This is a genomic window from Streptomyces sp. NPDC006393, assembly GCF_040628575.1.
GTDB lineage: Bacteria > Actinomycetota > Actinomycetes > Streptomycetales > Streptomycetaceae > Streptomyces.
This window is the reverse complement of the sequence record NZ_JBEXZD010000010.1, coordinates 104,740-127,962: the sequence shown is the minus strand read 5'-3', so window position 1 is coordinate 127,962 and position 23,223 is coordinate 104,740. Positions and strand designations below refer to the sequence as shown.

Sequence of the window (23,223 nt, the reverse complement as noted above, 5' to 3'; positions counted from 1 at the left end):
TGCGCAGGTCCTCGTCGAGGTAGTCGGTGCGGCCCTCGGGGCTGCCGGCGAGCAGGGCCGCGGCGTGGCGCCACATTCCTCACGCGTGCGGCATGTGATGTGAGTCACAGAAGCCGGGGGGGGCACTCGGGGCGTCGAGCTGTGGCACGGTTACGCGGTGCCCTGGGAAGCGGCCAGCCAGGCGCGGTAGCGGCGCAGGGCCCGTCGCTGCCTTCGCTGTTCGGAGATGAGGGCGAAGGCCGGGTAGGTGTTGGGCGTGGGGCGGCTTCCGCGGGCGATGCGGCGCATCTGGTGGCGCACCTGTGCCATGCCGGCGGCCGAGGCGAGAGCCTTGTCGGACCAGGTCACCGGCCGAAGCCGCGCGTCGGCCTCGCGGCCGTGGCGCCACCGGTCGGGCAGGTCCGGGGTGACCGCGAGAGCGGTGCCCATCCCGATGATCGCCACGCCGCTGTCGAGGACCCGCTCGGCGGTGGAGCGCCGGGTGATGCCGCCGGTGAGCATCAGCGGAAGCGGGCTGGTGCCGACCAGGTCCTTGGCCAGGTCCAGGAAGTAGGCCTCGCGGGCCTGCGTGCGTGCGTCGGCGGGCCGGCCCGACATCGCCGGGCTCTCGTAGCTCCCGCCGGACAGCTCGACCAGGTCGACGCCGAGCGGTTCGAGCATCTCGATCACCTGGCGTGCGTCGTCGGCGTCGAACCCGCCGCGCTGGAAGTCGGCGGAGTTGAGTTTGACCGCGACCGCGAAGGACGGAGAGACGGCGGCGCGGACCGCGCGGACGACGTCCAGCAGCATCCGGGCGCGGTTCTCCAGCGATCCGCCCCACTGGTCGGTGCGCTTGTTGACCAGGGGGGACAGGAACTGCGAGAGCAGATAGCCGTGTGCGGCGTGGATCTCCACACCGTCGAAGCCCGCCTGCTCGGCGCGCCGGGCGGTGACCGCGTACCGGGTCACGGTGGCCTGGATCTGCTCGGGCGTCATGGCGACGGGCCGGCCGAAACGGCTGCTGTGCTTGCCCAGGTCGACGGCTACCGCGGACGGGCCCCACACGACACCGGGCATGTCGGATCCGATCTGGCGGCCGGGGTGGTTGATCTGCATCCAGATGGCCCCGCCGCCCGCCTTGCCGGCCTTGGCCCACTCGATGAACGGCTCGAGCGGCGCTGCCTCGTCGAGTACCACCCCGCCCGGGCCGGTCAGTGCCTCGGCGTGGACCATGACGTTGCCGGTGATCAGCAGTCCGGTGCCACCGATGGCCCAGCGCCGGTACAACCCGAACAGCTCCTCGCCGGGGAGCTGGCCGTCACCGGCCATGTTCTCCTCCATGGCCGCCTTGGCGATCCGGTTGCGCAGTACCTGCCCGGAGCGCAGGGACAACGGCGAGAACAGCTCGCTTGCCATCCGAGTTCTCCTCTCCCTCTCCATCACTTACAATGTGTACACCGTTTACATTAGAGGATCGATGTAAGCACCGCAAACATGAAGGGGTGTGACCTATGCCGCAAGCGAGTGGCTCGTATCACCACGGCGATCTGCGCTCCGCCTGTGTGCGTGCCGCGCTGGAGCTGCTTGAGGAAGACGGCAGTGCCGCGCTGTCGCTGCGGGCCGTGGCCCGGCGGGCCGGTGTGTCACCCACGGCTCCCTACCGCCACTACTCCGACCGCGACGCGCTCCTGTCCGCGGTCGCCGCGGAGGGCTACCGTGAGCTCGCCGGAACTCTGGCCGCCGCGCATCCCTCACCCGCGACCGCCGACGAGCTCGCCGCGGTCGCCGTGGCGTACGTTCGTTTCGCCCTGGAGCATCCCGCACTGTTCCGGGTGATGTTCGCCGAGCCGTGCGACCCGCTCAGCGAGGAGCGGCTCAGCGCGACCGCCGCCATCTCGGAATATGTGCGCACCATCGTCCGCACCGCCTTCCCCGGCGCCGACCCGGACGCACTGTCGACCACGGTCTGGGCCCTGGTCCACGGCCTGGCGTTCCTGCACCTCGACGGCAAGCTCGACGCGTCCTCCCCCGAGGTGGTCGCCGACCAGGTCCGCAACGCCGTCCACGGACTGTTCTCCGCCTCCGCGGCGCTGCGACAACGCTGAGCAGCACCGACGGGCACAAGATGCGGTGAGGGCTCAAGCGCGGGCGCGGCGGGTGGCGCGGTCACGTTCGGGGTCAGAGTTCGGTCGTCCAGATCCCGACAGGGTGCTCGCTCGGTGGCAGCCACAGCTGAGGCTGTGACTCCCGATGCCTCTCCTCAGTGCGTTCCTCCCAGTGGAAGCGGTCATCCACGTCGGGCCACGCAACTTGCAACACGGGAAAAGGAGGCCGCCGGTAGAACCCGATGGCCCGCCCGAAGAAGGTCCGGTACCAGCGGAGATCCACCTGCCTGAGCGCGACGTGGTGACCGTCGACAACATCAGGGTGCCTCTGGCCGTCAGCCAGTGCGGCGCCCGCCGCGGCCTTCGCTCCGAGCTTGTTGAGCATGCGGTGCATGGCGTGGACATCGAGCCCGAACATGGCAAGTTCAGGTGCGCCGTGAGTGTGCGAGAGGCCGATCGTGTAGGCGAATCCAGGACCGATCTCGTCCTCGGGAACCATCACGACGTGCCATCCGTGCTGCCGCACATCTTCGATGATTTTCCGGCCGAAGCGGTCCGCTTCGTCCCGGTCACCGTAGTCATGGCAGAGGACGCAGCGGCACCGGAACGGATCATCACTCATGTGCGGAGGCTACGACATGAGCGCTCGCGCGGTGCCGCCGTGTACACCTCCGCCGTCGCCGCCGCGGCGGCGTCCCAGGCGAAGCGTCGGGCGTGCCGGGCCGCGGGCGCGCCCATCCGGGCGGAGAGTGACGGAGTGCCGGCGAAACCGCACAGCGCCCGCGCGTAGTCCGCAGGGGCATGCCCGGTCGGGCCAGGTCTCCTCATCCTGAGGCAGTGCTGCCCGCGGCTCAGGCGGCGGATGGGCGCTTCAGCCGACGCGGCGATGCGACGCGAGCAGCCAACTCCAGCGTCGGCGCTCCGTCACGACGGTCGCGGCGGCCAGTACGGTCACGGGCAGCGCTGCCCAGACGGGCCAGGCGAACCAGGAGGAGACCACGGCAGCGGCGAGTTGGAGCAGCACCAGGAGGATCGTGACCCACCCGGGCACCGCGATGATCACGTTGGCCTTGTCCCCTGGTGTGGACAAGCAGGTCGGAAGGCCGATCAGCACCACCACGGACAGGGCGGCGAGCAACCATGAGTGTCCGGCCAGGGCCCAGGGCGTTGCCACCCAGGCGACGAGTTCCGTCGCGAACCGCAGCGCGGACGCGGTGCGGTCGTCGGGTCGCGCTGAGGTCGATTCTCCGGCGGAGGCGTCCATCACCTGCGGACGATCTCATGGCGCGGGGCCGGCCGCCAGGGGTCCCGCGACGCCGGCGCACCTGGCACGGCATCGAAGGCTGAGTGATGTGGTTCACAAAATACCTGCGCCTGGCGCGCAACTGCGGCCCGTGCGGCTGCCGTCTGAGAGGAAGTCGGGCCCCTCGGGGCCGGGGAGCGAGAGAGCGGGGCAGGGCGTGGGACGGCGCAGGGGTGGCATAGGGATCGCGCTCGTCACGGTCGCGATGGTGGTGGGCGCGAGCGGCTGCGGCGGGGGCGGCGGCAAGGCGAGCGACAAGGCGAGCGGGGACGACGCGAAGGCGTCGGGCAAGCCGAGCGCGAGCGCCTCGCCCACGCCGACGAAGCCCGCGGGCCCTCCGATGCTGTTGGACACGATCACTCCGCAGACGGGCACCACGGTCGGCGTGGCCATGCCGATCTCGGTGGTCTTCACGAACCCGGTGGCGGCGAAGGCGCGGGCCACGGTCGAGAAGCACATGAAGGTGAGCGCCTCCCAGCCGGTGGCCGGTGCCTGGCACTGGATGGGCGACAGGCGTGTCGACTGGCGGCCGAAGACGTACTGGCCCTCCGGCACCAAGGTGAGGATCGACGCCGACATGAAGGGCGTCAGCAACGGCAACGGACGCTACGGCGTGCACGGCTACACGCACACCTTCACGATCGGCGACGACGTGCGCGCGGATGTCTCGGTGACCGGCCACACCATGAAGGTGACCCGGAACGGCAAGCTGGTGCGCACCCTGTCGATCAACGCGGGCAGCGCCCAGTACCCGACGTGGAACGGCACGATGGCCGTCATCGACAAGCAGGAGAAGGTCCACATGACCTCCTGCAGCGTCGGCATCAGCTGTGACAAGGGCAGCCCGGACTACTACGACCTGACCCTGCCCTGGGACGTCCACCTCACCCAGTCGGGCACGTACGTGCACTACTCGACGGGTGACCCCAACCCGGGCAGCGGCAGCGCCCGTGGTTCGCACGGCTGCGTCCATCTGTCCATGTCGGACGCCAAGTGGTTCTACGGTCAGGTCAAGCAGGGCGACCCGGTCACCATCACCGGCTCGCCCCGTCAGAAGGCGCCGGCCGACAACGGCTACGCCGACTTCAACCTGGGATGGGACCAGTGGCTCGCGGGCAGCGCGGCCGGGGAGCGGACGACCGCCACGCTGTGACGGACGCACTGGCGGAGTTCGGCATCGGCTCGGACCCGACCCGGTGGTTCAGGACCTTGGACGGGCGGTGGTGCACCCCTCGGAGCCCCCGCCCGTCGCATGAGGTGAGGACTACTTGCCGGTTCCGCCGAGGTGAGCCGCCCAGGGGTAGTAGACGTAGTCGAACGCCGCCGGTGCCCCGGTGATCCGGCTTCCGAGCCACACGTCGTTCGTCAGCTGGATGCCGGGGAACATCGGATTCATCTCGTCGTGCAGCTTCTGCTCCATCCGCACGACCAGCTCGGCGCGGGCGCTGTCGTCCTTGGTGCCGATCGCCTCGGCGTACAGCCCGTCGATGCCGTTGTAGCCGGACTGGTTGAAGGTGCCGCCGGTCACCGCGGTGAGGCCCAGCCAGTCGAGGGGGTTCGGGATGTTCGGCCAGAACTGCGTGTACAGCAGGTCGGTGCTGCCGCGCGTCCCCGGGTCGTACAGGTAGTTCGAGTAGCCGGTCGCGGGAACGACGTTGAGTGTGAAGTTCAAGCCGATCTTGTCGGCCGCGGCCTTGATCGCAAGGCCCAGCTGCTGCGTCTCCGCCTGCTGTGGAACCACGAGGCTGATCTTCTTCGACTTGACGTGAGCCGGGACACCGGCGAGCAGCTTCTTCGCCTCGTCCGTCTTCGCGGAGCCATCGGTCCTGACCGAGTCGGCGTACGAGGTCAGGCCGTCCTTCGCGAAGCCGTACACGGCGGGCACGGTCTGCAGCGAAGCAGGGGTCCCTTCACCGGCGAACACCTGGTCGCCGATGCCCTTGCAGTCGATGGCCATCTGGAACGCCTTGCGCACGTCGGCGTTGCCCATCGCACCCTTCTGGTTCGCTACGACGAGCGTGACGGCCAGTGGCGCGGGACCCGAGTAGAGCTTGCCGGCCGAGGACGCCTTCAGCTGTGCCAGCCCGGCCATCGGCGGACCGTACGTTCCGTCGATCTGGCCCGAGAGCAGGCCGGAGGTGATCGCCGAGTCGTCGGTCAGGAAGGTGAAGTCGATGTTCTTCACCTTCCGTGGCAGCGACGTGTTCCAGTAGCCGTCGTAGCGGCCCACGCTGATCGACTGGCCCCGCGTCCACTTGTCGAACCTGTAGGGGCCGGTGCACATGACTCCGACGCCCGGCGTACCGACCTTCTTGCCGTGCTGCTCGTAGAACTTCTTCTGGACGACGACGCCGGCGAAACTGGCCAACTCGTCGTTGAAGAGGTAGTCGGGCTTCTTCAGCCTGACCGTCACTTCGCCGGCGCCCGTCTTCGCGATCGAGGCGACGTTCGCGTACAGGTAGCCGTAGAAGCTCGACTTGTCCGTCAGGTTGTGCCGCATGCTCCATGCGACGTCGTCGGCGGTCATCGGCGAGCCGTCCCAGAAGGTGACGTCGCCGCGCAGCTTGTAGACCCAGGTCGTCGGGTCGGGGTTCGAGTACGACGTCGCCAGATTGGGCTTGATCCGGAAGTCGGGCGTCTGGGCGAGCAGCGTCTCGCACATGTTCGAGTTGATCATGTTCGGCGTGTAGTCGGCCGACTGGAAGGGGTCGATGGTCTGCGGCTCTCCCTGGAAGACGTTCCAGGTGATCCTTTCGACCGAGCCCGAACCCCTGGGCGTGAACGTCGTCAGCGCCTCGGTCGACCCGTTCGATTCCTTGCCGGATGTGCCTCCGGAGCAACCGGCCAGCGCGAGGGTGGCCGTGGCGGCGACGGCGAGTGCCGTTGCCCGTCCGCGCGGGTGGAGTGAGTACATTGCGCGACTCCTTGTCAGTGCCGGGCTGTTATGGCTTCGGGGTCCCATCCGCTGCGAGGGACGCTGTCGCGCAGCAAGCGGGTGTAGGGGTCCTGCGGGTCGTCGAGCACGTCGGCGGTGGGCCCTTGCTCGACGACGGCGCCGTGACGCATGACGATCGTGTCGTCGGTCACCTGGCGGATGACGGCGAGATCGTGGCTGATGAACAGGTAACTCAGGCCCCGCTTCCGCCGGATGTCCGAGAGCAGGTTGAGGATCTGGGCCTGGATCGAGACGTCCAGGGCCGACACGGCCTCGTCGAGGATGAGGATCTCCGGTTCGGCGGCGAGCGCGCGAGCGATGGCGACGCGCTGGCGCTGCCCTCCGGAGAGCGACCTCGGCAGCGCCGCGAGCTGCCGGTCGTCGAGTCCGACGAGCTCGGCGAGTTCGCGCACGCGCTTCCTGGTCGCGTCACGGCCGAGCCGGAAATGAACGCCGACGACTTCGGCGAGGCAGTCGCCGACGCGCTGACGGCGGTCGAGCGAGGTGTACGGGTCCTGGAAGACGATCTGGATGTCCCGGCCCCGCTGGCGGCGGCCGCGTGCCGAACGCGCCGGGCGGGTGCGGTCCTCTCCCCGGAACATGATGCGGCCACCGGAGGGTTGCTCCAGGCCGATGATCATCCGCGCGGTGGTCGTCTTGCCGGAGCCGGATTCGCCGACGATGCCGAGGGCGCCGCCCGGGGCCAGGGCGAAGCTCACGTCGGCGACCGCGGTCGCCGCGGCACGCCCTCGGCCGAACGTCTTGGTCAGGTGCTCGACCACGAGCAGCGGTTCGGTCATCGCTGGGCCTCCTCGTGCGAAGCGGAACCGATGTGCCGCTGCCCCGCCATCCGGCCGCGCAGGCCGGGCATCCGCACGCACCGGGTCTGTGAGGGACCGATCCGCAGCAGGGGCGGCACCCCTGTCCGGCAGTCCTCTTGTGCGAAGCGGCAGCGCGGCGCGAACGCACAGCCGTCCGGCGCCTCGTAGGCACTGGTCGGATGACCGGTGATCGCGGGCAGTCGATCGGCACGCCGGTCGATCTCGGGTCGTGCCTGCACCAGTGCGGCCGTGTAGGGGTGGAGCGGGTCCTGGTGCAACCGCGCCGACGCCTGGCGCTCCATGACCTGGCCGGCGTACAGCACGATCGTCTCGTCGCACACGGCGCCGGCGAGCTCCAGGTCGTGCGTGATGAAGAGCATCGCCATGCCGTACTCGCGCCGCATGCGCCCGAGGATCGCCATCACCTCCGCCTGGGTGGTGACATCGAGGGCGGTCGTCGGCTCGTCGGCGAGGACGAGCCGGGGTCGCGCGGCGACCGCTGCGGCGATCATCACCCGTTGCAGCAGGCCGCCGGAGAGCTCGTGGGGGAACTGCCGCAGCCGGCGCTCCGGGTCCCCGATCCCGACCTCGGAGAGCAGGTCCTGTGCGCGCTTGAGAGCGGCCGGCTTGGGCATCCGGTCGTTGGTGCGCATCGCCTCGGTGAGGAAGTCGCCGATCGTGCGCACGGGGTTCGTGTGGGCCCGTGCGTCCTGGAAGATCATCGCGACGTCCTTCGCCCGATACGACCGCAGGGCTTCGGCGCGAAGGCCGAACACCTCGGCGCCGTCGAGGCGGACACCGCCCCGGACGTCGGCGCCTTCGGGGAGCAGGCGGGCGATGGTGCGCACCGTCATCGACTTGCCGGAACCGGACTCGCCCACCAGACCGAGGGTGCTTCCGGCGTCGAGTGAGAACGAGACGTCGCGCAGCACGGTCCGCGGCTCCCCCGCGACGGGCAGCCGAACCGTCAGACCGTCGACTTCGAGAAGTGGGTTCACGACCGTGCCTCCCAGCGTTCCGTGAGCCGGTCGCCGAGCAGGTTCACGGCGCCGACGGTGATGACGATGAGCGCGCCGGCGAACAACGCCTCCTGCGGGCGCTGTTGCAGCACACCGGCCATGCCGGTGCCGACCATCGCGCCCCAGTCCGACGTCGGTGGCTGCACTCCGAGGCCGATGAAGGAGAGGCCGGCGAGATCCATCAGGGCGAACCCGAAGGCGAGGGTGGAGTTCGCGACGATCAGTCCACCCACGTTGGGCAGGATGTGCCGCAGGGCGATCCGCGCCCCGTGCACGCCCTGGACCCGCAGTGCCGCGACGTAGGGCAGTGCACGCTCGCGCAGCGCCGCGCTCCGTACGATCCGTGCGATGTAGGGGGCGTAGGCGATGGACAGTGCCGCGACGGCGGCCGTCAGGCCGGACCCGAAGAGGGCGGTCGCCAGGATCGCCAGCAGCAGTCCGGGGAAGGCGAACACGGCGTCGACGACGCGCACCACCATCTGGTCGAACCAGCCGCCGAACCACACGGCCGCGAGCGCGAGGACCGTCCCGAGGACCGTCGAGACCACCACGACGAGGAACGGTCCGATCAGCGCCGTCCGGGAGCCGTGGACGAGGCGCGAGAGAAGGTCCCGTCCGCTGGCGTCGGTTCCCAGCGGGTGCGCGCCGCTCGAGCCCTGGTACGCGCCGGACAGGTCGAGGGCGTTCGGATCGTGCGGTGCGAGGAGGGGTGCGAGGGCGGCGCAGCAGAAGACGAGTCCGACGAGGGCGATCGCCACCCACCCGGACGTGCCGATGGATCTCGTGCGCCGCGTCGTCCGCCGGCCGGCCTTTCGGGCCCCGATGCGTCGCACCGCCGCTGTCGTGCTCATGAGTCCTTCTTCCCGATCGACACACGAGGGTCGAGCAGGGTGTAGGCGATGTCGATGAGGGTGTTCAGCACGATGAAGGCGGCGACGTACATCAGGCAGATCGCCTGTACGACGGGGAAGTCCTTCTGCTGTACCGAACTCACGAGGTACTGGCCGAGCCCGCCGAGTTGGAAGACCTGTTCCACCACGACGCTGCCCGCGATCAGGCCGGCGATCGTCAGACCCGCGACGGTGAGCACGGGCATCGCGGCGTTGCGCATCACGTGTCTGCGTACGACGGCCCCGTGGGGCAGTCCGCGGCTGATCGCCGTCTGCACGTGATCGGCGGACAGCTCCTGCCGGATCGCGGTCTGGGCGAGTCGCGCGACGAACGCGACGGACGCGAGCGCGAGCGCGAGCGACGGAAGGGCCATGTGGTAGGCCTCGTCGAGGCCCGCCCGGCCGGCGCCGAACACCGGGAACCACTCCAGGGCGACGGCGAACACGAGGATCAGCACGACCGCTCCGACGAAGGTCGGCACCGCCATGACGGCCGTCGCGCAGGCCATGGCGGACCGTGACAGCCGGCCGGGTCTGAGGCCGGCGAGAGTGCCGATGGCCAGCCCGAGCACCAGGACGATCGCCGCGGCCATGAGGACGAGCAGCGTGGTCGTCATGGCGCGGCTTCCGACCAGTGACGTCACCGGTTGGTTGTAGATGACCGATGTTCCGAGGTCGCCGTGCATCACGCCGCCCAGCCATCCGACGTACTGCTGCCAGACGGGGTCGTCGAGGTGGTACTCGGCCTTGATCGAGGCGATTGCCTCGGGGCTCATGGTGCGACCGTGCGTGAGATAGGTGAGCGGGCTTCCCGGTGCGGCGTAGAGCGCTCCGAAGACGACCAGGCTCGCGATGAACAAGGTCGCCGCCAGCCCCGCGACGCGCGTGGCGATGAACCGCAGCAAGACCGCGGTGGGCCGCTGCTTCGCCTTCGCCTGGCCAGGTCGCAGCGGTGTCGTCATGGTCGCCTGGCTCATCGGTTCACCTCCGGCCGCGCGTGATGGACCACGCGACCGCCCACGACTGTCCGCAGCACTCGCGTGTCGAGCAGTTCCTCGAGTGGCCGGGTGAAGATGTCCCGGTCGAGAACGATGAAGTCGGCGTACAGCCCCTCGGCGAGACGGCCGTGCAGGTGCTCGGAGCGGCTCGCCCAGGCGGCGTCACGTGTGGCGTGCACGATCGCGTCCGCCAACGGCAGGGCGTAGTGCGCGATGTTGGCGGGCAGTGACGGGTCCAGTGCCGAACGCCGTGTCGCCGCGATGTACATGTTGGGCAGGGGGGCGTGCGGTGACGTGGGGGAATCGGTGCCGAGCGCGAGCGTGGCCCCGGCGTCGGTCATCTCGGGCCAGGGGAAGCCGCGGTCGACCCGCTCGTCGCCGAGCATCCGTCGCCAGTTCTCCTGGATGGCCGGATCGGCGTGCACGGGCTGCATGCTCGCCGTGATGCCGAGTGCCGCCAGGCGGTCGATGTCCGCGGGGTCGACGACTTCGAGGTGTTCGATGCGGTGCCGGCGCTCCTTGGGCCCGTTGAGAGCGACGGCGTGCTCGACGGCGCCGATCGCGATCCGGATCGCCTCGTCACCGATGGCGTGCAGGGCGACCTGCAGGCCGGCCGCGTCCGCGGCGGCCACCACCGGCGCGAGTTCGGCAAGGCTCCAGACCGGGTCGGCGTTCGTGCCGTTCGCGTAGGGCTTGCCGAGCGATGCGGTGCACCCGTCGACGGTTCCGTCGACCATGACCTTGATGCCGGTCACCCGCAGGAACGGGGTCGACCGGTGGGCGGCGAGTTCGGCCGCGCGTTCGACCTGGGCGAGGTTCCGGCGTGCGTCGCCGGTGGGCTGGACGCGCCAGAACGCGGCGATGCGCGTGGTCAGGACGCCCGCCTCATCGGCACGGCGCATCGCCTCGTAGTCGCCTTCGACCAGCGCCATCTCGGTCGAACCGACGATCCCGGACTCGGCGTACGCCGCCAGGACGACCGCCAGGGCCTCGTCGCGGTCGGAGTCGCCGGTGAAGCTGTCGAGCACCGGCCATACGAGGTGGTGCATCGCGGTCTCGTCGACCAGGCCGGTGGCCGCGCCCCGTTCGTCACGGTGGACCGTGCCTCCGGGTGGCGATGCCGTGGTGTCGTCGATGCCGGCTTCGGCGAGGGCGGCCGAGTTCAGCCAGATCGAGTGGAAGTCGTAGGCCTGCGCATAGACGGGCCGGTCGGCGACGGCGGCGTCCAGCATGGCCCGATCGGGCACGCCGCCCGGGATGTCACCGTGCTTCCATCCGGTGGCGAGCACTCGGGGTGCGTCGGGGTTGTCCTTCGCCCACGTCCGTATGCGTCGCTGGATCTCCTCCACCGTGTCGGCGCCCCAGAGATCGACCTGGCCCGCTGCCTCGCCGGTGCCGACCACGTGCGCATGGCCGTCGACGAATCCGGGCAGGACCCTCGCGCCGTCGAGGTCGTGGATCAGGGCGTCCGGTCCGGCCACCCGTGCCGCGGTGGCCTCGTCGCCGACGTAGGCGAGCCGGTCGCCCACGACCACGAGCGACTCGGCCCAGGGGCGTCGGTCGCAGGTGAAGACGCGGGCGTTGCGGTAGAGATGAGCGGGCATGGTCGTCTCCTTGTCCATCGGGCTCCTCAGAACCGGTCGAGGCCCTCACGGGCCGCGACGTCGGGGTTGCCTGCCCGGTACTCGAGGGCGAAGCCGGGAAGGTCGAGACAGGCCGTGAGCAACGTGCTCCACCGCTCGTGGCCCGGCTGGGAATCGTCGGCGTGGACGCACACCACGGCGGCGGCGCCGTGGCCGCCGCAGAAGGAGGCCGCGCGCGCCGGCGCGGGGCGGCCGGTCATGGCGCCGCGCACCGCGTGCGCATGCCGGTACCGCTCGGCGGACGCCGATTCCGGAGTGCTGGTGTCACCGTCGGCCAGGCCGGGATCGAGAAAGTGGTTCGTGTGGATGACCCAGCCGTCGGTATCGGGTCGCATCACGGCGAAGCCGGAGGGTGACATCTCGAGGGACGCCGCCGCGGCGTGGCCGTCCCGATAGGTCGCCACGGTCAGCACGGTGGATGCGCTCACGGTCGCGGAGGCGACGATGTCCTGGGCCTCCGCCACCGTTGTCGCCTCCTCGAGGACGCGACGCGCGACAGCATGGACGGGCACGCCGCCGGTGGTGTCGTCGCAGCGATGGTTCAGGATGTTGAAGTGCAGGCCGAGGCCGGCGTCGTTGACCCCGATCTTCGCGGCCGCGCCGAACTCGGTGAAGAGCTTCACCCGGCGCCGCGTTCCGGTCACGAGCGACAGCAGGAGACCGTCCGGCGCGAGGGAGTCGTGCCAGTCCCATGTCTGGATCGTCTCGGGTGGGCCGCCGGAGGGCGGTGCGTGCACGGCGGTGGTGCACTCGCCCTGGCCGGGCGCGGCGGCGAGTACTTCCGTCCGTGCGCCGACCGCTGCCACCTGCCACGGCTCGATTCCTGACGCCTCGGCGATCCCGTCGGACTCCTCGACGAGTGCCGGGTACCAGTCGCGCAGGGCGTCGTGGCTGTGGGCGACGATGTCGCGGACGGTCGTCTCCGAGATCCTCAGAGCCTCGAAATGGGCCAGGTAGCGGGCGCTGACGTCACGCACCTGGTCCGCGAAGCGCGTGCCGATCTCGCGTCCGCGGGCGCGGTGTCCGGTGGTGGTCGTGCGCAGGGTGTGCAGCTTCATAGTGGTGCTGTCCGACCTTTGCGTGTGAGGCCCGTCACGGTGAGGGGCGGGCGACACGCTAGGAAGGTAAAACGTTTAATACAATGCTGTTTCCGATGTCACTTTCTGCTTCCTCGGTCGCCCGAGCCCGCGCCGGCGACCGCGGTCCGGCGGCGTGGGGCAGCGGCGGAAGGCGCGAACCGAGGAGGTCGCCGTGGCTCGATCGAAGGGCGTCACCATTCGCGATGTCGCCCAGCGCGCGGGTGTCTCGGTCGCGGCGGTCTCGATGGCGCTCAACGGCACCGGGACGCTGAGCGCGGCCACACGACTGCGCGTCCGGGCCGTCGCCGAGGAGATGGAGTACCAGGCCGACGCCCTCGCGCGCGGCCTGCGGCGTTCGTCGGTCGGGGCGATCGGACTCGTCATGCGATCGCTGGACGCGCTGGGCGAGTACGCGCCGCGGGGCGTCGACGTGTTCACTCGCTACATCGGCGCCGCCTCGGCGCACGCGATGGACCGCGGACTCAGTCTGATGCTCGTGCCCGACCCGACCAGACGGCCGGCACCACCGCTCGCGCTGTCGCTGGACGGCTACATCGTGATGATGCCGCACGTGGACGATCCGGTGATCGGTCTCCTCGAACGGCGTGGGATCCCGTACGTGACGCTGGGCCGCGATCCCAGCCGCCCGGAGTTCACCGACTGGGCCACCGAGGACGAGCAATCGAGCTTCCATCGCGTCTACGAGCACTTCGCCGCGTCCGGTGCCCGATCGATCGTGCTGGTGCGCGGAACCGACCCCAATGCGTGGAACATCGACAGCGAGGCGACGTACCGCGCATGGTGCGAGAGCGCCGGGATCGCACCGCGCGTCTACAGGTCGGCCGAACGCGCCGGCGAGCACGGCGGCGAGAACATCGCGCACACGATCGTGGACGACGGGACCCCCGATGCGATCCTGTGCCACACCGGCCGTCAGGCGGCCGGAGTGCTCGCGGGCCTCACGGCTCGCGGTGTGGCCGTGCCCGACCGGACGATGCTCGCCGCGGCTTCCGACTCCGAGCACACCCGGCACAGCCGCCCCGCCATCTCGGCGGTCGAACTCCACGTGGGGGAAACCGCTTTGGCCCTGCTCGACCTTCTCCAGGCGCGCATCGCGGGCGAACCGAGCGCCGGACCGGTCCTGACGACCGCCCGGTTGAGGGTCCGCGCGTCCTCGCGACGCTGCCTTGACCGATAGGGCGCACAGCGGACCGGGCTGGTCAGGCAGCGGGGTGGCGGAAGGGCCGGTGTGCGTCACCGCAGGGCGCGGGTCGGGTCACAGGTCGAGGACCAGGCGCGGGCAGGCGGCCCGGGAGACGCAGATCATCATGGTGTCGTGGCGGGCCTGCTCCTGAGGGGTGAGCAGCGAGTCCCGGTGGTCCACGGTCCCTTCCAGGACCGTGGTCTCGCAGGTGCCGCAGGTGCCCTCCCGGCAGGAGGAGAGGACAGGGACACCGGCTTCCTCGACGGCCTCCAGGACGGAACGGTCCGCCGGCACGGTCAACGTCATGCCGGACTGGGCCAGTTCCACCTCGAACGAGATCGGCGAGGCGTCCTCCCGGGCCTTGGGCACGAAGCGCTCCAGGTGCAACGCGCCCTCCGGCCAGCGGGCACACCGCTGCTCCACCGCGTCGAGCAGGGCTTCCGGACCGCAGCAGTACACCGCGGTGTCCTGCCGCGGCGATCCCAGCAGTGCGTCGATGTCGAGCAGTCCGCACTCGTCCTGGGGACGCAGTTCCACCCGGTCCGGGTGGTCCCGGACGAGCTCTCCGGCGAAGGCCATGGTGGTACGGCTGCGCCCTCCGTACACCAGCCGCCAGTCGGCGCCCCGCTGCTCCGCGGCGGCGATCATCGGCAGGATCGGGGTGATGCCGATGCCGCCGGCGACGAACAGGTAGCGGACCTTGTCGACCAGGGGAAAGTGATTGCGAGGGCCGCGGATCCGGACCGTGTCGCCCTCGGCCAGCGAGTCGTGCACGTGGCGGGAACCGCCGCGGCCGGTCGCCTCCCGCAGGACGGCCACCTGGAAGGCGGAGGTGTCACCCGGATCACCGCACAGGGAGTACTGCCGGACCCAACCGCCACCGAGTACCAGGTCGATGTGGGCCCCGGCGCCCCAGGCGGGCAGCTGCCCGCCCTCGGGGTGGGCCAGGGTGAGCCGGACGACGCCGTCGGCGACGGTCTCCTTGCGCGCCAGTGTCAGGTCGAGTTCGACCTCGGTGCGCGGAGGCGTCGCGATGGTCATGGTGTTTCTCTTTCCGGACCGGGATGTCCTCAGGCGAAGGGCTCGTTCAGGGGCTGAGGAGTTGTGGGGGTGGGCGCGGGCTTCGAAGCCGGGCCGGGACGGTGGTCATCGGGGTGGCCCAGCAGCCAGTCCCACAGGGGCACGGGATCCTCGAACTCGCGCTCGGCGCCGCAGTGGCAGACGGCCAGCAGCCGGTCGGTGCCGGGCACCCAGTGGATGCGGTGGACGCTGTCGCCCATGAGCGCGGGCGGGTGGAACCCGTTCACCGAACGGTCTCCGCCTGCTGCCCGGCGTCGGCCCGCGCCAGCCGGGCGAGGATCCGGCGGGCCGCGAGGCCGCCCGTGTCGATGTTGATGCTCAGCTCCTGGTAGCCGGCCTTCTCGGTGTCCAGGGACTTCTGCAGCACGTTGAGGGCGACGACGTCCTGCATGACCACCGTGTGGTTGCTCTCCCTCAGGAAGTCGGTGACCTCCTGGTCCTCCAGCGCGAAGTCCCGGGCCACCGCCCAGAAGTCGTAGGTGGCCCGCTCCGTCGACGGGGTGATGCCGTAGACGACCTCGACGTGGAACGCGTGCGGATCACTGCCGTCGGCACCCGGGGCGGGGGCGCCGACCGGAGCGATACGCGAGTGGAGGAGGTACAGGCCCGGAGCGTGGTACTCGATGTCCTGCCAGCGGGTGATCCGGCCCTCGATACCGGTGGACTTCGCGTAGAACGGCGGGCACTCGGCGTCGTCCATGCGCCGGCTGACGTGGACGATCCCGGCAGCGTCGTCGACCTCCGTGGTGATGGGAGTCTCGGCCACCTCGGGAGTGCCGATGTAGCCGCCGTGCAGATACGTCTCGTGGGACAGGTCCATCAGGTTGTCCACCAGCAGGCCGTAGTCGCCGTCGATCGGTTCCATGCCGGACACCACGGTGTGGTCGGGCGAGTCCAGCCATGGGGCGCGCGGCGGCAGTGTGTGGCCCGGCTCCCGTTCACCGATCCAGACCCATACGAAGGAGTCCTGCTCGATCACCGGATAGGTGGCGAGGCGTGCGGTGCGCGGGATGCGCTGCTGGCCGGGCACGGACACGCAGCCGCCGTCGGTGCCATAGGTGAAACCGTGGTAGCCGCACACCACGCGGTCACCGTCGAGCCGGCTCGGCGCCTGCGACAGCGGGAAGCGGCGGTGCACGCACCGGTCGGACATCGCCACGGCTCGGCCGTCCTCGGTGCGGTACAGCAGGATCGGCTCGCCCAGCACGGTGCGTCCGAGCAAGTGGCGCCCGACCTCACGGCCGTAGGCGGCGACGTACCACTGATTGCGCACGAAAGCTGTCATGGATGTCTCCTCGGGGTGTTGTTTTCAGGCGCCCGGCGGCGGAAGTGAGGTACGGACAGGCGTACGCGCCGGCGCTGACGTTGCTGCCGGCCGGTGCGAGGCGGCTGAGGGTGATCGAGCGGCGGCCGATCCGGTCCGCCCGGGCGGCGACGCGCCGTGCGCCCACGGCCATGCGCTCGCGGCGGGAGCGACTCATCGGCCCCTCGTCGAGGCCGGCGCGCGGCGAGCGGTTCACGGGACGGCTTCCGGGCGAGGCGGAAGGCGTGACACAACCATGGCAGCACTCCGTTGTCGACTGCGCGGTCGGCGTCGACACCCTGCACGTACCCGAGCAATGCGGCCCCGTAGCACCGTGGGCCGGGCGTCGACCGGTGCCGACCATCCTCGGGACGGGCCGGGCCGGTGACCAGCAGGCTTTCCGGATGCCGGGAAACTTCCGCGCGGCGGACACCGGACGAGGCTCCTCCCGCCCGCTTCAGCCCCGCGGAGCGGCGACGGCGCGGGAGATCGCACGGGCGCTGGTGAGGACCAGCCGAGCCAGCGCGTGCGGGGAGGCGCTGCCGTGCCGCACGACCAAGGAGACGGCGGCGGCCACCTGGCCGCTACCGCCGTACACCGGGGCGGCGACCGACAGGGCGTCCATGGTGACCTGACGGTCGCTGACCGCATAGCCGTTGGCCCGGACCGCGGCGAGTACGGACCGCACCTCACGTGGATCGGTGAGCGTCCGCTCGGTGTAGCGCTCGAACGGGCCGCCGAGCACCGTCTCCTGCACGTCGACGGGCGCGTGCGCGAGCAGGACCAGTCCGACGCCGGTGGCCGTGAGAGCGAAGCGTCCGCCGGCGCGGCTGAGCACGGGTACCGCGCCGGACCCCGCGATGCGCTCCACGTAGACCACCTCGGTGCCTTCCCGCACGGCGAGTTGGACGTTCTCGCGGGTGATCTGGGAGAGGTCCTCCAGGAACGGCAGGGCTCGTTCGCGCAGGCCCTGACCGCGCGGCGCGAGGGAGGCGACCTCCCACAGCCGCAGGCCGACCCGATAGCAACCGTCGTCGCCGCGCTCCAGGGCGCCCCAGGCGATGAGGTCGCCGAGCATGCGGTGCACGGTCGACACCGGCAGCCCGGACCGCCGGGCCAGTGCGCTCAACGTCATCTCCGGGCAACTCGCGCTGAACGCACCGAGGATCCGCAGCGCACGGCCCAGCACCGGCCCCGTGCCGTTGCCTGTCTCCGAGCCGCGGCTGCCGGGCACTGGAAGGGCATGGGCAGGGGCGTCGGCCGTCCCGGCCTCCGGATCGTCCGGCCCGGCTCCCGCGGCCTTCCTCCGCTTCCGGCCCCTCTCGGCATGCTGCTGCTCACTGACCAGCGAATCCTCCAAGGCGCCCTCGCTGCTTGCGATGACCGGATGTCCCGGTCTGCGGTCATGCGGTCGGCCCACGGCAGGATGGCGGCGGCGTCCCGGGGCGGTTCCCTCCGAGGCCGTGGCAGTCAGTCTGCAACAAGTCCACAGCGACGTCGAGAAGCCGGCGATCGCCGGGCGGTGCGCTTTCCGGTGTCAGCCGGCACGTCGCCCGCTCTCAGGGCGGTGCCGCACGATCCGGCCGTGCTGCGCGAGGCCGGTGTGCCCACCGCCGGTGCCGCCGAGCCGGGACGTGTCCGGCTCGGCGGCTACGCGATCGCGCTGCCGAACCAGTGGGAGCCGACGGTCGCCGTGGCGGCCCGGGCGCCGGTGAACCGCGGGGCCGGCGCCGGCGACCGGTTCGCGCTCGGCGCCCTGCCGGCCGCCGACGGAGAGACCGCGCGCGGGGAGAGAGAGTCCGCTTTCCCTGTGCCGGTGTCCGCGCCGGCGCACCTGACGATCACACGACGCGAGCGGCCGTCCCGGCCGGGCTCGTTCGCCTACGGGTGCCCGGCACGGCCTGGCTCGTACGCTTACGGGTGGACGGCACGGCCCGGCAGAAGGGCGCCCATCGCTCGTTCCAGCTCCGCGACGCGGTCGGCGAGAGCGGCGGTCCCGGTCTCCGGGCTGTCGCGGAGCAGCAGTTCGATCCGGGTGAGGTTCCGGGAGATCTCGGCAAGCCGGTCCGCGTCCGGATGCTGTGCGCGCGACGCCAACTGCCGGTTCTTGCGGTAGAGGTCGAGAAAGACGTTGATCTTGGTGCGCAGCACCCACGGGTCGATGGGCTTGGTGATGAAGTCGGCGGCGCCGATCGAGTATCCCCTGTAGGCGTAGTCGGCACTCGCCTCGGTTCCGGTGACCAGAATGATGGGAACATGCTTGGTCTGCTCGAGGCGCTTGATGTTGGCGGCGGTCTCGAAGCCGTCCATGCCGGGCATCCGGACGTCCAGGAGGACGACCGCGAACTCCTGGCGCAGCATCGCTTTCAGTGCCTGCTCTCCCGAGCGGGCGCGCACCAGGTGCTGGTGGAGCGGGCCGAGTACGGCCTCGAACGCGATGAGGTTCTCCTCCATGTCGTCGACGATCAGGATGCTGCACGGTTCGACCGGGCTGGTACTCATGGCGTGTCCTGGCGTCGGTCGTCGGGGCCGTCTCCCGCGTGGGAGGGTTCATCGGCGGTCGCCCCGTCCGGCGACGGCTCCGGGCGGCCGCTCTGAGGGTCGAGCAGATCGCAGATGGCGGACAGCAGGCGGTCGATGTTCACCGGCTTGGGCACGTAGTCGGAGGCGCCGGAGCTGATGGCCTTGTCGCGGTCTCCTGGCATGGCCTTCGCGGTGAGCGCGATGATCGGCAGCTGAGCGAGACGTGGGGTGCGGCGGATGGCGCGGATGGTCTCGTATCCGTCCATCTCCGGCATCATGATGTCCATCAGAACCAGCGACACGTCAGGGGACCGTTCCAGGACTTCGAGCCCCTCCCGGCCGTCCTCCGCGTACTTGACGGTGATGCCGACACGCCCCAGCGCGTGGGTGAGGGCGAAGACGTTCCGGATGTCGTCGTCGACGATCAGAATGCGACGGCCTGCCAGTACGCGGCCGGGGCGCCCGCTGAGCCATTCCTTGAGGCGCGTCGTCTCCGGCCAGGCGTCCTCCCGGCCGTCGGTGGATCCCGCGGTTTCCCTCGTCATGAGATCGTCCGGGCCCACGCGGTCCGGATCCAGGATGTCGGCGCCCAGACGGTCCGGGTGGTCGAAGGCGCGCCCGGATGCCGCGTCCTCGGCGGCGGCCGCCAGTGCCCGTGCCTCTGCCGGGAGCGCCGGTGGGACACCGCCGGCGCGCATCTCGGCCGGGCCCTGTCCCGTGGCGCCGGGGTAGAGAGAGGGAATGTAGAGGGTGAAGCGGGAGCCCGCACCGGGCTCGCTCTCGGCGACGATCTTGCCGCCGAGCATCCCGGCGATCTCCCGGCTGATGGACAGCCCGAGGCCGGTGCCGCCGTACTTGCGGTTGGTGGTGCCCTCGGACTGCTGGAAGGCCTCGAAGATCATCGGAAGCTTCTCGGGGGCGATCCCGATGCCGGTGTCCGTGACGCAGAACGCGATGACGGCTTCGGCGTTCTTCAGCGTCTCTTCCTCGAACGGCTCGCCCAGTACCCGGTCGACGCGCAGTTCCACCTTGCCGGAGTGGGTGAACTTCACGGCGTTGGACAGCAGGTTGCGCAGCACCTGCTGGAGGCGCTGCTCGTCGGAGTACAGTTCGGCGGGCACGTCCTCGCCGACGGCGATGTCGAAGCCCAGGCCGTGGTCGATGGTGAGCGGCCGGAAGGTGGCGTGGACGTAGTCGAGCAGCTTGATCAGCGGGAGTGTCTTCGGGCGCACGTCCATGCGGCCGGCCTCGATCTTCGACAGGTCGAGGATGTCGCTGATCAGCTGGAGCAGGTCCGAACCCGAGCGGTGGATGGTGGTCGCGAACTGCACCTCCTGCTCGGACAGGTGCCCGTCGGGGTTGTCGGCGAGCAGCCGGGCCAGGATCAGCAGCGAGTTGAGCGGAGTGCGCAGTTCGTGGGACATGTTCGCCAGGAACTCCGACTTGTACTGCGAGGCGGTGGCGAGCAGGGCGGCCTTCTCCTCCAACTCGGCGTTGGACCGCTGTAGTTCGTCCGACCTCTCGCGCAGCTCGGCGGTGAGTCGCTGGGACTGCGACAGCAGGGACTCCGTACGGGAGTTGGCGATGATCGTGTTGATCGAGACGCCGATCGTGTTGGCGAACTGGTCGATGAAGGCCAGGTGCACATCGCTGAACCTGCTCAGCGAGGCCAGCTCGATCACGCCGAGCACCTGGTCCTCGAAGAGGATCGGCAGGATCACGATGCTGGCCGGATAGGCCATACCCAGTCCGGAGTTGATGGTGATGTAGTCCGGCGGGACGTCGGTGATGAGGATGCGCTGTTTCTCCAGCGCGACCTGTGCGATCAGCCCACGGCCCGGAGTACCGGTGCCGGGCAGGGGACTGCTGCCGTCGCCCTGGTCGTGGCCGTACCCGGCGATGAACTGCAGGCCCTCACCGGGCGCTGCACCGGCCTCGGCCAGGAAGAACGCACCGAACTGCGCGTTCACCAGGGGAGTCAGCTCGCGCAGGATCAGGTCCGCTACCTCCACCAGGTCTCGGTGGCCCTGCATGAGCGCAGCCATCCTGGTGAGGTTGGACTCGAGCCAGTCCTTGGCGCGGGTGGTCTCGCGGAGGTTGGAGACCATGAGGTTGATGTTGTTCTTCAGTTCGGCGACCTCGCCCTGCGCCTCCACCGTGATGGCGCGGGACATGTCGCCCTGGGTGACCGCACTGGCCACTTCCGCGATCGCCCGGACCTGGGTGGTGAGGTTCAGGGCGAGTTCGTTGACGTTGGTGGTGAGCCGCTTCCACGTTCCGTAGACGCCCTCGACCCGGGCCTGACCGCCCAGCTGCCCCTCACTGCCGACCTCCCGGGCGACGCGGGTGACCTCGGAGGAGAACGAGGAGAGCGTGTCGACCATCGTGTTGATGGTCGTCTTCAGCTCCAGGATCTCCCCGCGCGCGTCCACGTCGATCTTCTTCGACAGATCGCCCTGGGCGACGGCCGTGGCGACCTGGGCGATGTTGCGGACCTGCGAGGTCAGGTTGTCCGCCATGAAGTTGACGTTGTCCGTGAGGTCCTTCCACACCCCCGACACGCCGCGCACCTGCGCCCGGCCGCCCAGCCGTCCCTCGGTGCCCACCTCACGGGCGACACGCGTGACCTCGTCCGCGAAGGCGCGCAGCTGCTCGACCATCGTGTTCACGGTGTCCTTCAGCTGGAGGATCTCGCCGCGCGCGTCCACGGTGATCTTCTTCGACAGGTCGCCGTTGGCCACGGACGTGGTCACCTGGGCGATGTTGCGGACCTGCGAGGTCAGGTTCGACGCCATGAAGTTCACGTTGTCGGTCAGCTCTTTCCACACGCCCGAGACCCCTCGGACCTGTGCCTGTCCGCCCAGGTTGCCCTCGGTACCGACCTCGCGGGCGACACGCGTGACCTCGTCCGCGAACGCCGACAGCTGGTCGACCATCGTGTTGATGGTCGACTTCAGCTCCAGGATCTCGCCCTTGGCCTCCACGGTGATCGTCTTGCCGAGGTCGCCCTGGGCGACGGCGGTGGCGACCTGGGCGATGTTGCGGACCTGCGAGGTCAGGTTGTCCGCCATGAAGTTGACGTTGTCCGTGAGGTCCTTCCACATCCCCGACACGCCGCGCACCTGCGCCCGGCCGCCCAGCCGTCCCTCGGTGCCCACCTCGCGGGCGACACGCGTGACCTCGTCCGCGAACGCCGACAGCTGGTCGACCATCGTGTTCACGGTGTCCTTCAGCTGAAGGATCTCGCCGCGCGCGTCCACGGTGATCTTCTGGCTCAGATCGCCGTTGGCGACCGCTGTGGTCACCTGGGCGATGTTGCGGACCTGCGAGGTCAGGTTCGACGCCATGAAGTTGACGTTGTCCGTGAGGTCCTTCCACACCCCCGAGACACCCGGTACCTGTGCCCGCCCACCGAGCTGTCCCTCCGTACCGACCTCCCGGGACACCCGGGTGACCTCGTCCGCGAACGCACGCAGCTGGTCCACCATCGTGTTCACCGTGAGCTTCAACTCCAGCAGCTCGCCGGTCGCCTCGACCGTGACCTGGCGTGTCAGATCACCACGTGCGACCGCCGTGGTCACCACAGCGATGTCGCGGACCTGCGCGGTCAGCCGCGCCGCCATCCTGTTGACGGCCTCGGTCACGTCGCGCCAGTCGCCGGCCAGGCCCTGCACCATGGCCCGCCCGCCAAGACGGCCCTCGGTACCGACCTCACGGGTGACGCGGGTCAGCTCGCCGGTGAACAACGACAGCTGCTCCACCATCCGGTTCACCCCACGCCCCAGGCGCCGCATGTCTCCCCGCAGCTGACGCTTGCCGTCGTGCAGCTCGACGCGCTGCGTCAGATCACCGTCCGCCACGGCGGTCAGGACGCGGGTGGCGTTCACGACCGGGACGGCCAGCGCCTCCAGCAGGGTGTTGGCCGCTTCCACGCTCGTGGTCCACGCCCCCTGTCCGGGGCTGGCCGCGAGCCGCTCGTCGAGCCGTCCCTGGCGCACCACTTCCCGTCGGACCCGGTCGAGCTCCGAGGCGAGATGAGCGTTCCGCACGATGATCTGGTTGAGCACCCCGGCCATCTCTCCGAGGACACCGTCCGGCGGGGTCCCGGTGCGTACGGTGAAATCTCCGTCACACAGGGAATTCATGGCCGCAATGAGCGGCCGCAATTCGGCCTCACGTATCCACTCGCCGACCGGCGCGGCGCCGGGAAGGCCTGCGGAATCGGGACCGATTTCAGCGGGGCGACGCCCTTCCCGGAGCTCTGGCTCACGGGAAGCGAGGTCGGACTGGGCAGCAGGATCCATGGCAAGCCATTTCCCGGCAAAGAAACTCGGTTACTTC

19 protein-coding genes and 1 pseudogene are annotated in these 23,223 nt (G+C 70.1%); 3 read left to right on the top strand and 17 right to left on the bottom strand.

Annotation, left to right across the window (positions count from 1 at the left end; translation table 11 throughout):
* Positions 1-150: 150 nt before the first annotated feature.
* A complete protein-coding gene (locus ABZ484_RS07735) occupies positions 151-1,395 on the bottom strand; it encodes an NADH:flavin oxidoreductase/NADH oxidase family protein (RefSeq protein ID WP_358864980.1) in 1,245 nt (414 codons plus the stop codon).
* A 95-nt stretch (positions 1,396-1,490) separates the two neighbouring features.
* On the opposite strand from ABZ484_RS07735, the gene ABZ484_RS07730 reads away from it, so the two are divergent.
* A complete protein-coding gene (locus ABZ484_RS07730; RefSeq protein ID WP_358864979.1) occupies positions 1,491-2,084 on the top strand; it encodes a TetR/AcrR family transcriptional regulator in 594 nt (197 codons plus the stop codon).
* 73 nt (positions 2,085-2,157) lie between these two features.
* Here the strand turns inward: ABZ484_RS07730 and ABZ484_RS07725 are convergent, their stop codons facing one another.
* The 3 genes and pseudogenes from ABZ484_RS07725 to ABZ484_RS07715 form a co-directional block, all read right to left on the bottom strand.
* A complete protein-coding gene (locus ABZ484_RS07725; RefSeq protein ID WP_358864978.1) occupies positions 2,158-2,706 on the bottom strand; it encodes a DUF4262 domain-containing protein in 549 nt (182 codons plus the stop codon).
* A pseudogene (locus ABZ484_RS07720) lies at positions 2,703-2,891 on the bottom strand (D-inositol-3-phosphate glycosyltransferase); the annotation flags it as partial. The pseudogene ABZ484_RS07720 and the gene ABZ484_RS07725, both read right to left, overlap by 4 nt.
* 64 nt (positions 2,892-2,955) lie before the next feature.
* Positions 2,956-3,348, bottom strand: a complete 393-nt coding sequence (locus ABZ484_RS07715) for a hypothetical protein (RefSeq protein ID WP_358864986.1) — start codon at positions 3,346-3,348, stop codon at positions 2,956-2,958.
* Between the two features lie 196 nt (positions 3,349-3,544).
* Between ABZ484_RS07715 and ABZ484_RS07710 the strand changes: the two genes are divergently transcribed.
* A complete protein-coding gene (locus ABZ484_RS07710) occupies positions 3,545-4,540 on the top strand; it encodes a L,D-transpeptidase (protein ID WP_358864977.1) in 996 nt (331 codons plus the stop codon).
* Between the two features lie 111 nt (positions 4,541-4,651).
* On the opposite strand, the gene ABZ484_RS07705 is transcribed toward ABZ484_RS07710, so the two are convergent.
* The 7 genes from ABZ484_RS07705 to ABZ484_RS07675 are packed head-to-tail and all read right to left on the bottom strand — an operon-like array spanning position 4,652 to position 12,751.
* Positions 4,652-6,301: an ABC transporter substrate-binding protein gene (locus ABZ484_RS07705; RefSeq protein WP_358864976.1), complete on the bottom strand. Its 1,650-nt coding sequence runs from the start codon at positions 6,299-6,301 to the stop codon at positions 4,652-4,654.
* A 14-nt stretch (positions 6,302-6,315) separates the two neighbouring features.
* Positions 6,316-7,122 (bottom strand): ATP-binding cassette domain-containing protein, encoded by an 807-nt coding sequence (locus ABZ484_RS07700; protein ID WP_358864975.1) that lies wholly within the window; start codon positions 7,120-7,122, stop codon positions 6,316-6,318.
* The gene (locus ABZ484_RS07695; protein WP_358864974.1) at positions 7,119-8,141 is read right to left on the bottom strand and encodes an ABC transporter ATP-binding protein; all 1,023 of its coding nucleotides are present in this window, start codon (positions 8,139-8,141) and stop codon (positions 7,119-7,121) included. The genes ABZ484_RS07700 and ABZ484_RS07695 overlap by 4 nt, the downstream gene beginning before the upstream one ends.
* The gene (locus tag ABZ484_RS07690) at positions 8,138-9,013 is read right to left on the bottom strand and encodes an ABC transporter permease (protein ID WP_358864973.1); all 876 of its coding nucleotides are present in this window, start codon (positions 9,011-9,013) and stop codon (positions 8,138-8,140) included. The genes ABZ484_RS07695 and ABZ484_RS07690 overlap by 4 nt, the downstream gene beginning before the upstream one ends.
* Complete coding sequence (locus ABZ484_RS07685; protein WP_358864972.1) at positions 9,010-10,029, bottom strand: ABC transporter permease; 1,020 nt, start codon at positions 10,027-10,029, stop codon at positions 9,010-9,012. Before ABZ484_RS07685 ends, ABZ484_RS07690 begins: the two co-directional genes overlap by 4 nt.
* Positions 10,026-11,672 carry an amidohydrolase gene (locus ABZ484_RS07680; RefSeq protein WP_358864971.1) on the bottom strand — a complete coding sequence of 549 codons (1,647 nt, stop codon included), beginning with the start codon at positions 11,670-11,672 and terminating at the stop codon, positions 10,026-10,028. The genes ABZ484_RS07685 and ABZ484_RS07680 overlap by 4 nt, the downstream gene beginning before the upstream one ends.
* 8 nt (positions 11,673-11,680) lie before the next feature.
* Complete coding sequence (locus ABZ484_RS07675) at positions 11,681-12,751, bottom strand: C45 family peptidase (protein WP_358864970.1); 1,071 nt, start codon at positions 12,749-12,751, stop codon at positions 11,681-11,683.
* A 193-nt stretch (positions 12,752-12,944) separates the two neighbouring features.
* On the opposite strand from ABZ484_RS07675, the gene ABZ484_RS07670 reads away from it, so the two are divergent.
* Positions 12,945-13,970, top strand: coding sequence for a LacI family DNA-binding transcriptional regulator (locus ABZ484_RS07670; RefSeq protein WP_358864969.1), 1,026 nt, complete (start codon positions 12,945-12,947; stop codon positions 13,968-13,970).
* A 78-nt stretch (positions 13,971-14,048) separates the two neighbouring features.
* Here ABZ484_RS07670 and ABZ484_RS07665 read toward each other — a convergent pair whose 3' ends face one another.
* The 6 genes from ABZ484_RS07665 to ABZ484_RS07640 all read right to left on the bottom strand — a co-directional run bounded on the left by ABZ484_RS07665 (position 14,049) and on the right by ABZ484_RS07640 (position 23,027).
* Positions 14,049-15,017, bottom strand: coding sequence for a PDR/VanB family oxidoreductase (locus ABZ484_RS07665; protein WP_358864968.1), 969 nt, complete (start codon positions 15,015-15,017; stop codon positions 14,049-14,051).
* Positions 15,018-15,046: 29 nt separating this feature from the next.
* A complete protein-coding gene (locus tag ABZ484_RS07660) occupies positions 15,047-15,283 on the bottom strand; it encodes a hypothetical protein (RefSeq protein ID WP_358864967.1) in 237 nt (78 codons plus the stop codon).
* A complete protein-coding gene (locus ABZ484_RS07655) occupies positions 15,280-16,341 on the bottom strand; it encodes an aromatic ring-hydroxylating dioxygenase subunit alpha (RefSeq protein WP_358864966.1) in 1,062 nt (353 codons plus the stop codon). The genes ABZ484_RS07660 and ABZ484_RS07655 overlap by 4 nt, the downstream gene beginning before the upstream one ends.
* 475 nt (positions 16,342-16,816) lie before the next feature.
* Entirely contained in the window at positions 16,817-17,593 is a 777-nt protein-coding gene (locus ABZ484_RS07650) for an IclR family transcriptional regulator (protein ID WP_358864965.1), read from the bottom strand.
* A gap of 680 nt (positions 17,594-18,273) precedes the next feature.
* On the bottom strand, positions 18,274-18,861 hold the full coding sequence (locus tag ABZ484_RS07645) for a response regulator (RefSeq protein WP_358864964.1): 588 nt from the start codon (positions 18,859-18,861) through the stop codon (positions 18,274-18,276).
* Positions 18,858-23,027: a HAMP domain-containing protein gene (locus ABZ484_RS07640; RefSeq protein ID WP_358864963.1), complete on the bottom strand. Its 4,170-nt coding sequence runs from the start codon at positions 23,025-23,027 to the stop codon at positions 18,858-18,860. The genes ABZ484_RS07645 and ABZ484_RS07640 overlap by 4 nt, the downstream gene beginning before the upstream one ends.
* Between the last annotated feature and the right edge of the window lie 196 nt (positions 23,028-23,223).

What these genes read in the sequence shown, in the direction of transcription:
- ABZ484_RS07735 (WP_358864980.1), bottom strand. Translation starts at nt 1,395, where the DNA reads ATGGCAAGCGAGCTGTTCTCGCCGTTGTCCCTGCGCTCCGGGCAGGTA.
- ABZ484_RS07730 (WP_358864979.1), top strand. Translation starts at nt 1,491, where the DNA reads ATGCCGCAAGCGAGTGGCTCGTATCACCACGGCGATCTGCGCTCCGCC.
- ABZ484_RS07725 (WP_358864978.1), bottom strand. Translation starts at nt 2,706, where the DNA reads ATGAGTGATGATCCGTTCCGGTGCCGCTGCGTCCTCTGCCATGACTAC.
- ABZ484_RS07715 (WP_358864986.1), bottom strand. Translation starts at nt 3,348, where the DNA reads ATGGACGCCTCCGCCGGAGAATCGACCTCAGCGCGACCCGACGACCGC.
- ABZ484_RS07705 (WP_358864976.1), bottom strand. Translation starts at nt 6,301, where the DNA reads ATGTACTCACTCCACCCGCGCGGACGGGCAACGGCACTCGCCGTCGCC.
- ABZ484_RS07700 (WP_358864975.1), bottom strand. Translation starts at nt 7,122, where the DNA reads ATGACCGAACCGCTGCTCGTGGTCGAGCACCTGACCAAGACGTTCGGC.
- ABZ484_RS07690 (WP_358864973.1), bottom strand. Translation starts at nt 9,013, where the DNA reads ATGAGCACGACAGCGGCGGTGCGACGCATCGGGGCCCGAAAGGCCGGC.
- ABZ484_RS07685 (WP_358864972.1), bottom strand. Translation starts at nt 10,029, where the DNA reads ATGAGCCAGGCGACCATGACGACACCGCTGCGACCTGGCCAGGCGAAG.
- ABZ484_RS07680 (WP_358864971.1), bottom strand. Translation starts at nt 11,672, where the DNA reads ATGGACAAGGAGACGACCATGCCCGCTCATCTCTACCGCAACGCCCGC.
- ABZ484_RS07675 (WP_358864970.1), bottom strand. Translation starts at nt 12,751, where the DNA reads ATGAAGCTGCACACCCTGCGCACGACCACCACCGGACACCGCGCCCGC.
- ABZ484_RS07665 (WP_358864968.1), bottom strand. Translation starts at nt 15,017, where the DNA reads ATGACCATCGCGACGCCTCCGCGCACCGAGGTCGAACTCGACCTGACA.
- ABZ484_RS07655 (WP_358864966.1), bottom strand. Translation starts at nt 16,341, where the DNA reads ATGACAGCTTTCGTGCGCAATCAGTGGTACGTCGCCGCCTACGGCCGT.
- ABZ484_RS07645 (WP_358864964.1), bottom strand. Translation starts at nt 18,861, where the DNA reads ATGAGTACCAGCCCGGTCGAACCGTGCAGCATCCTGATCGTCGACGAC.
- ABZ484_RS07640 (WP_358864963.1), bottom strand. Translation starts at nt 23,027, where the DNA reads ATGAATTCCCTGTGTGACGGAGATTTCACCGTACGCACCGGGACCCCG.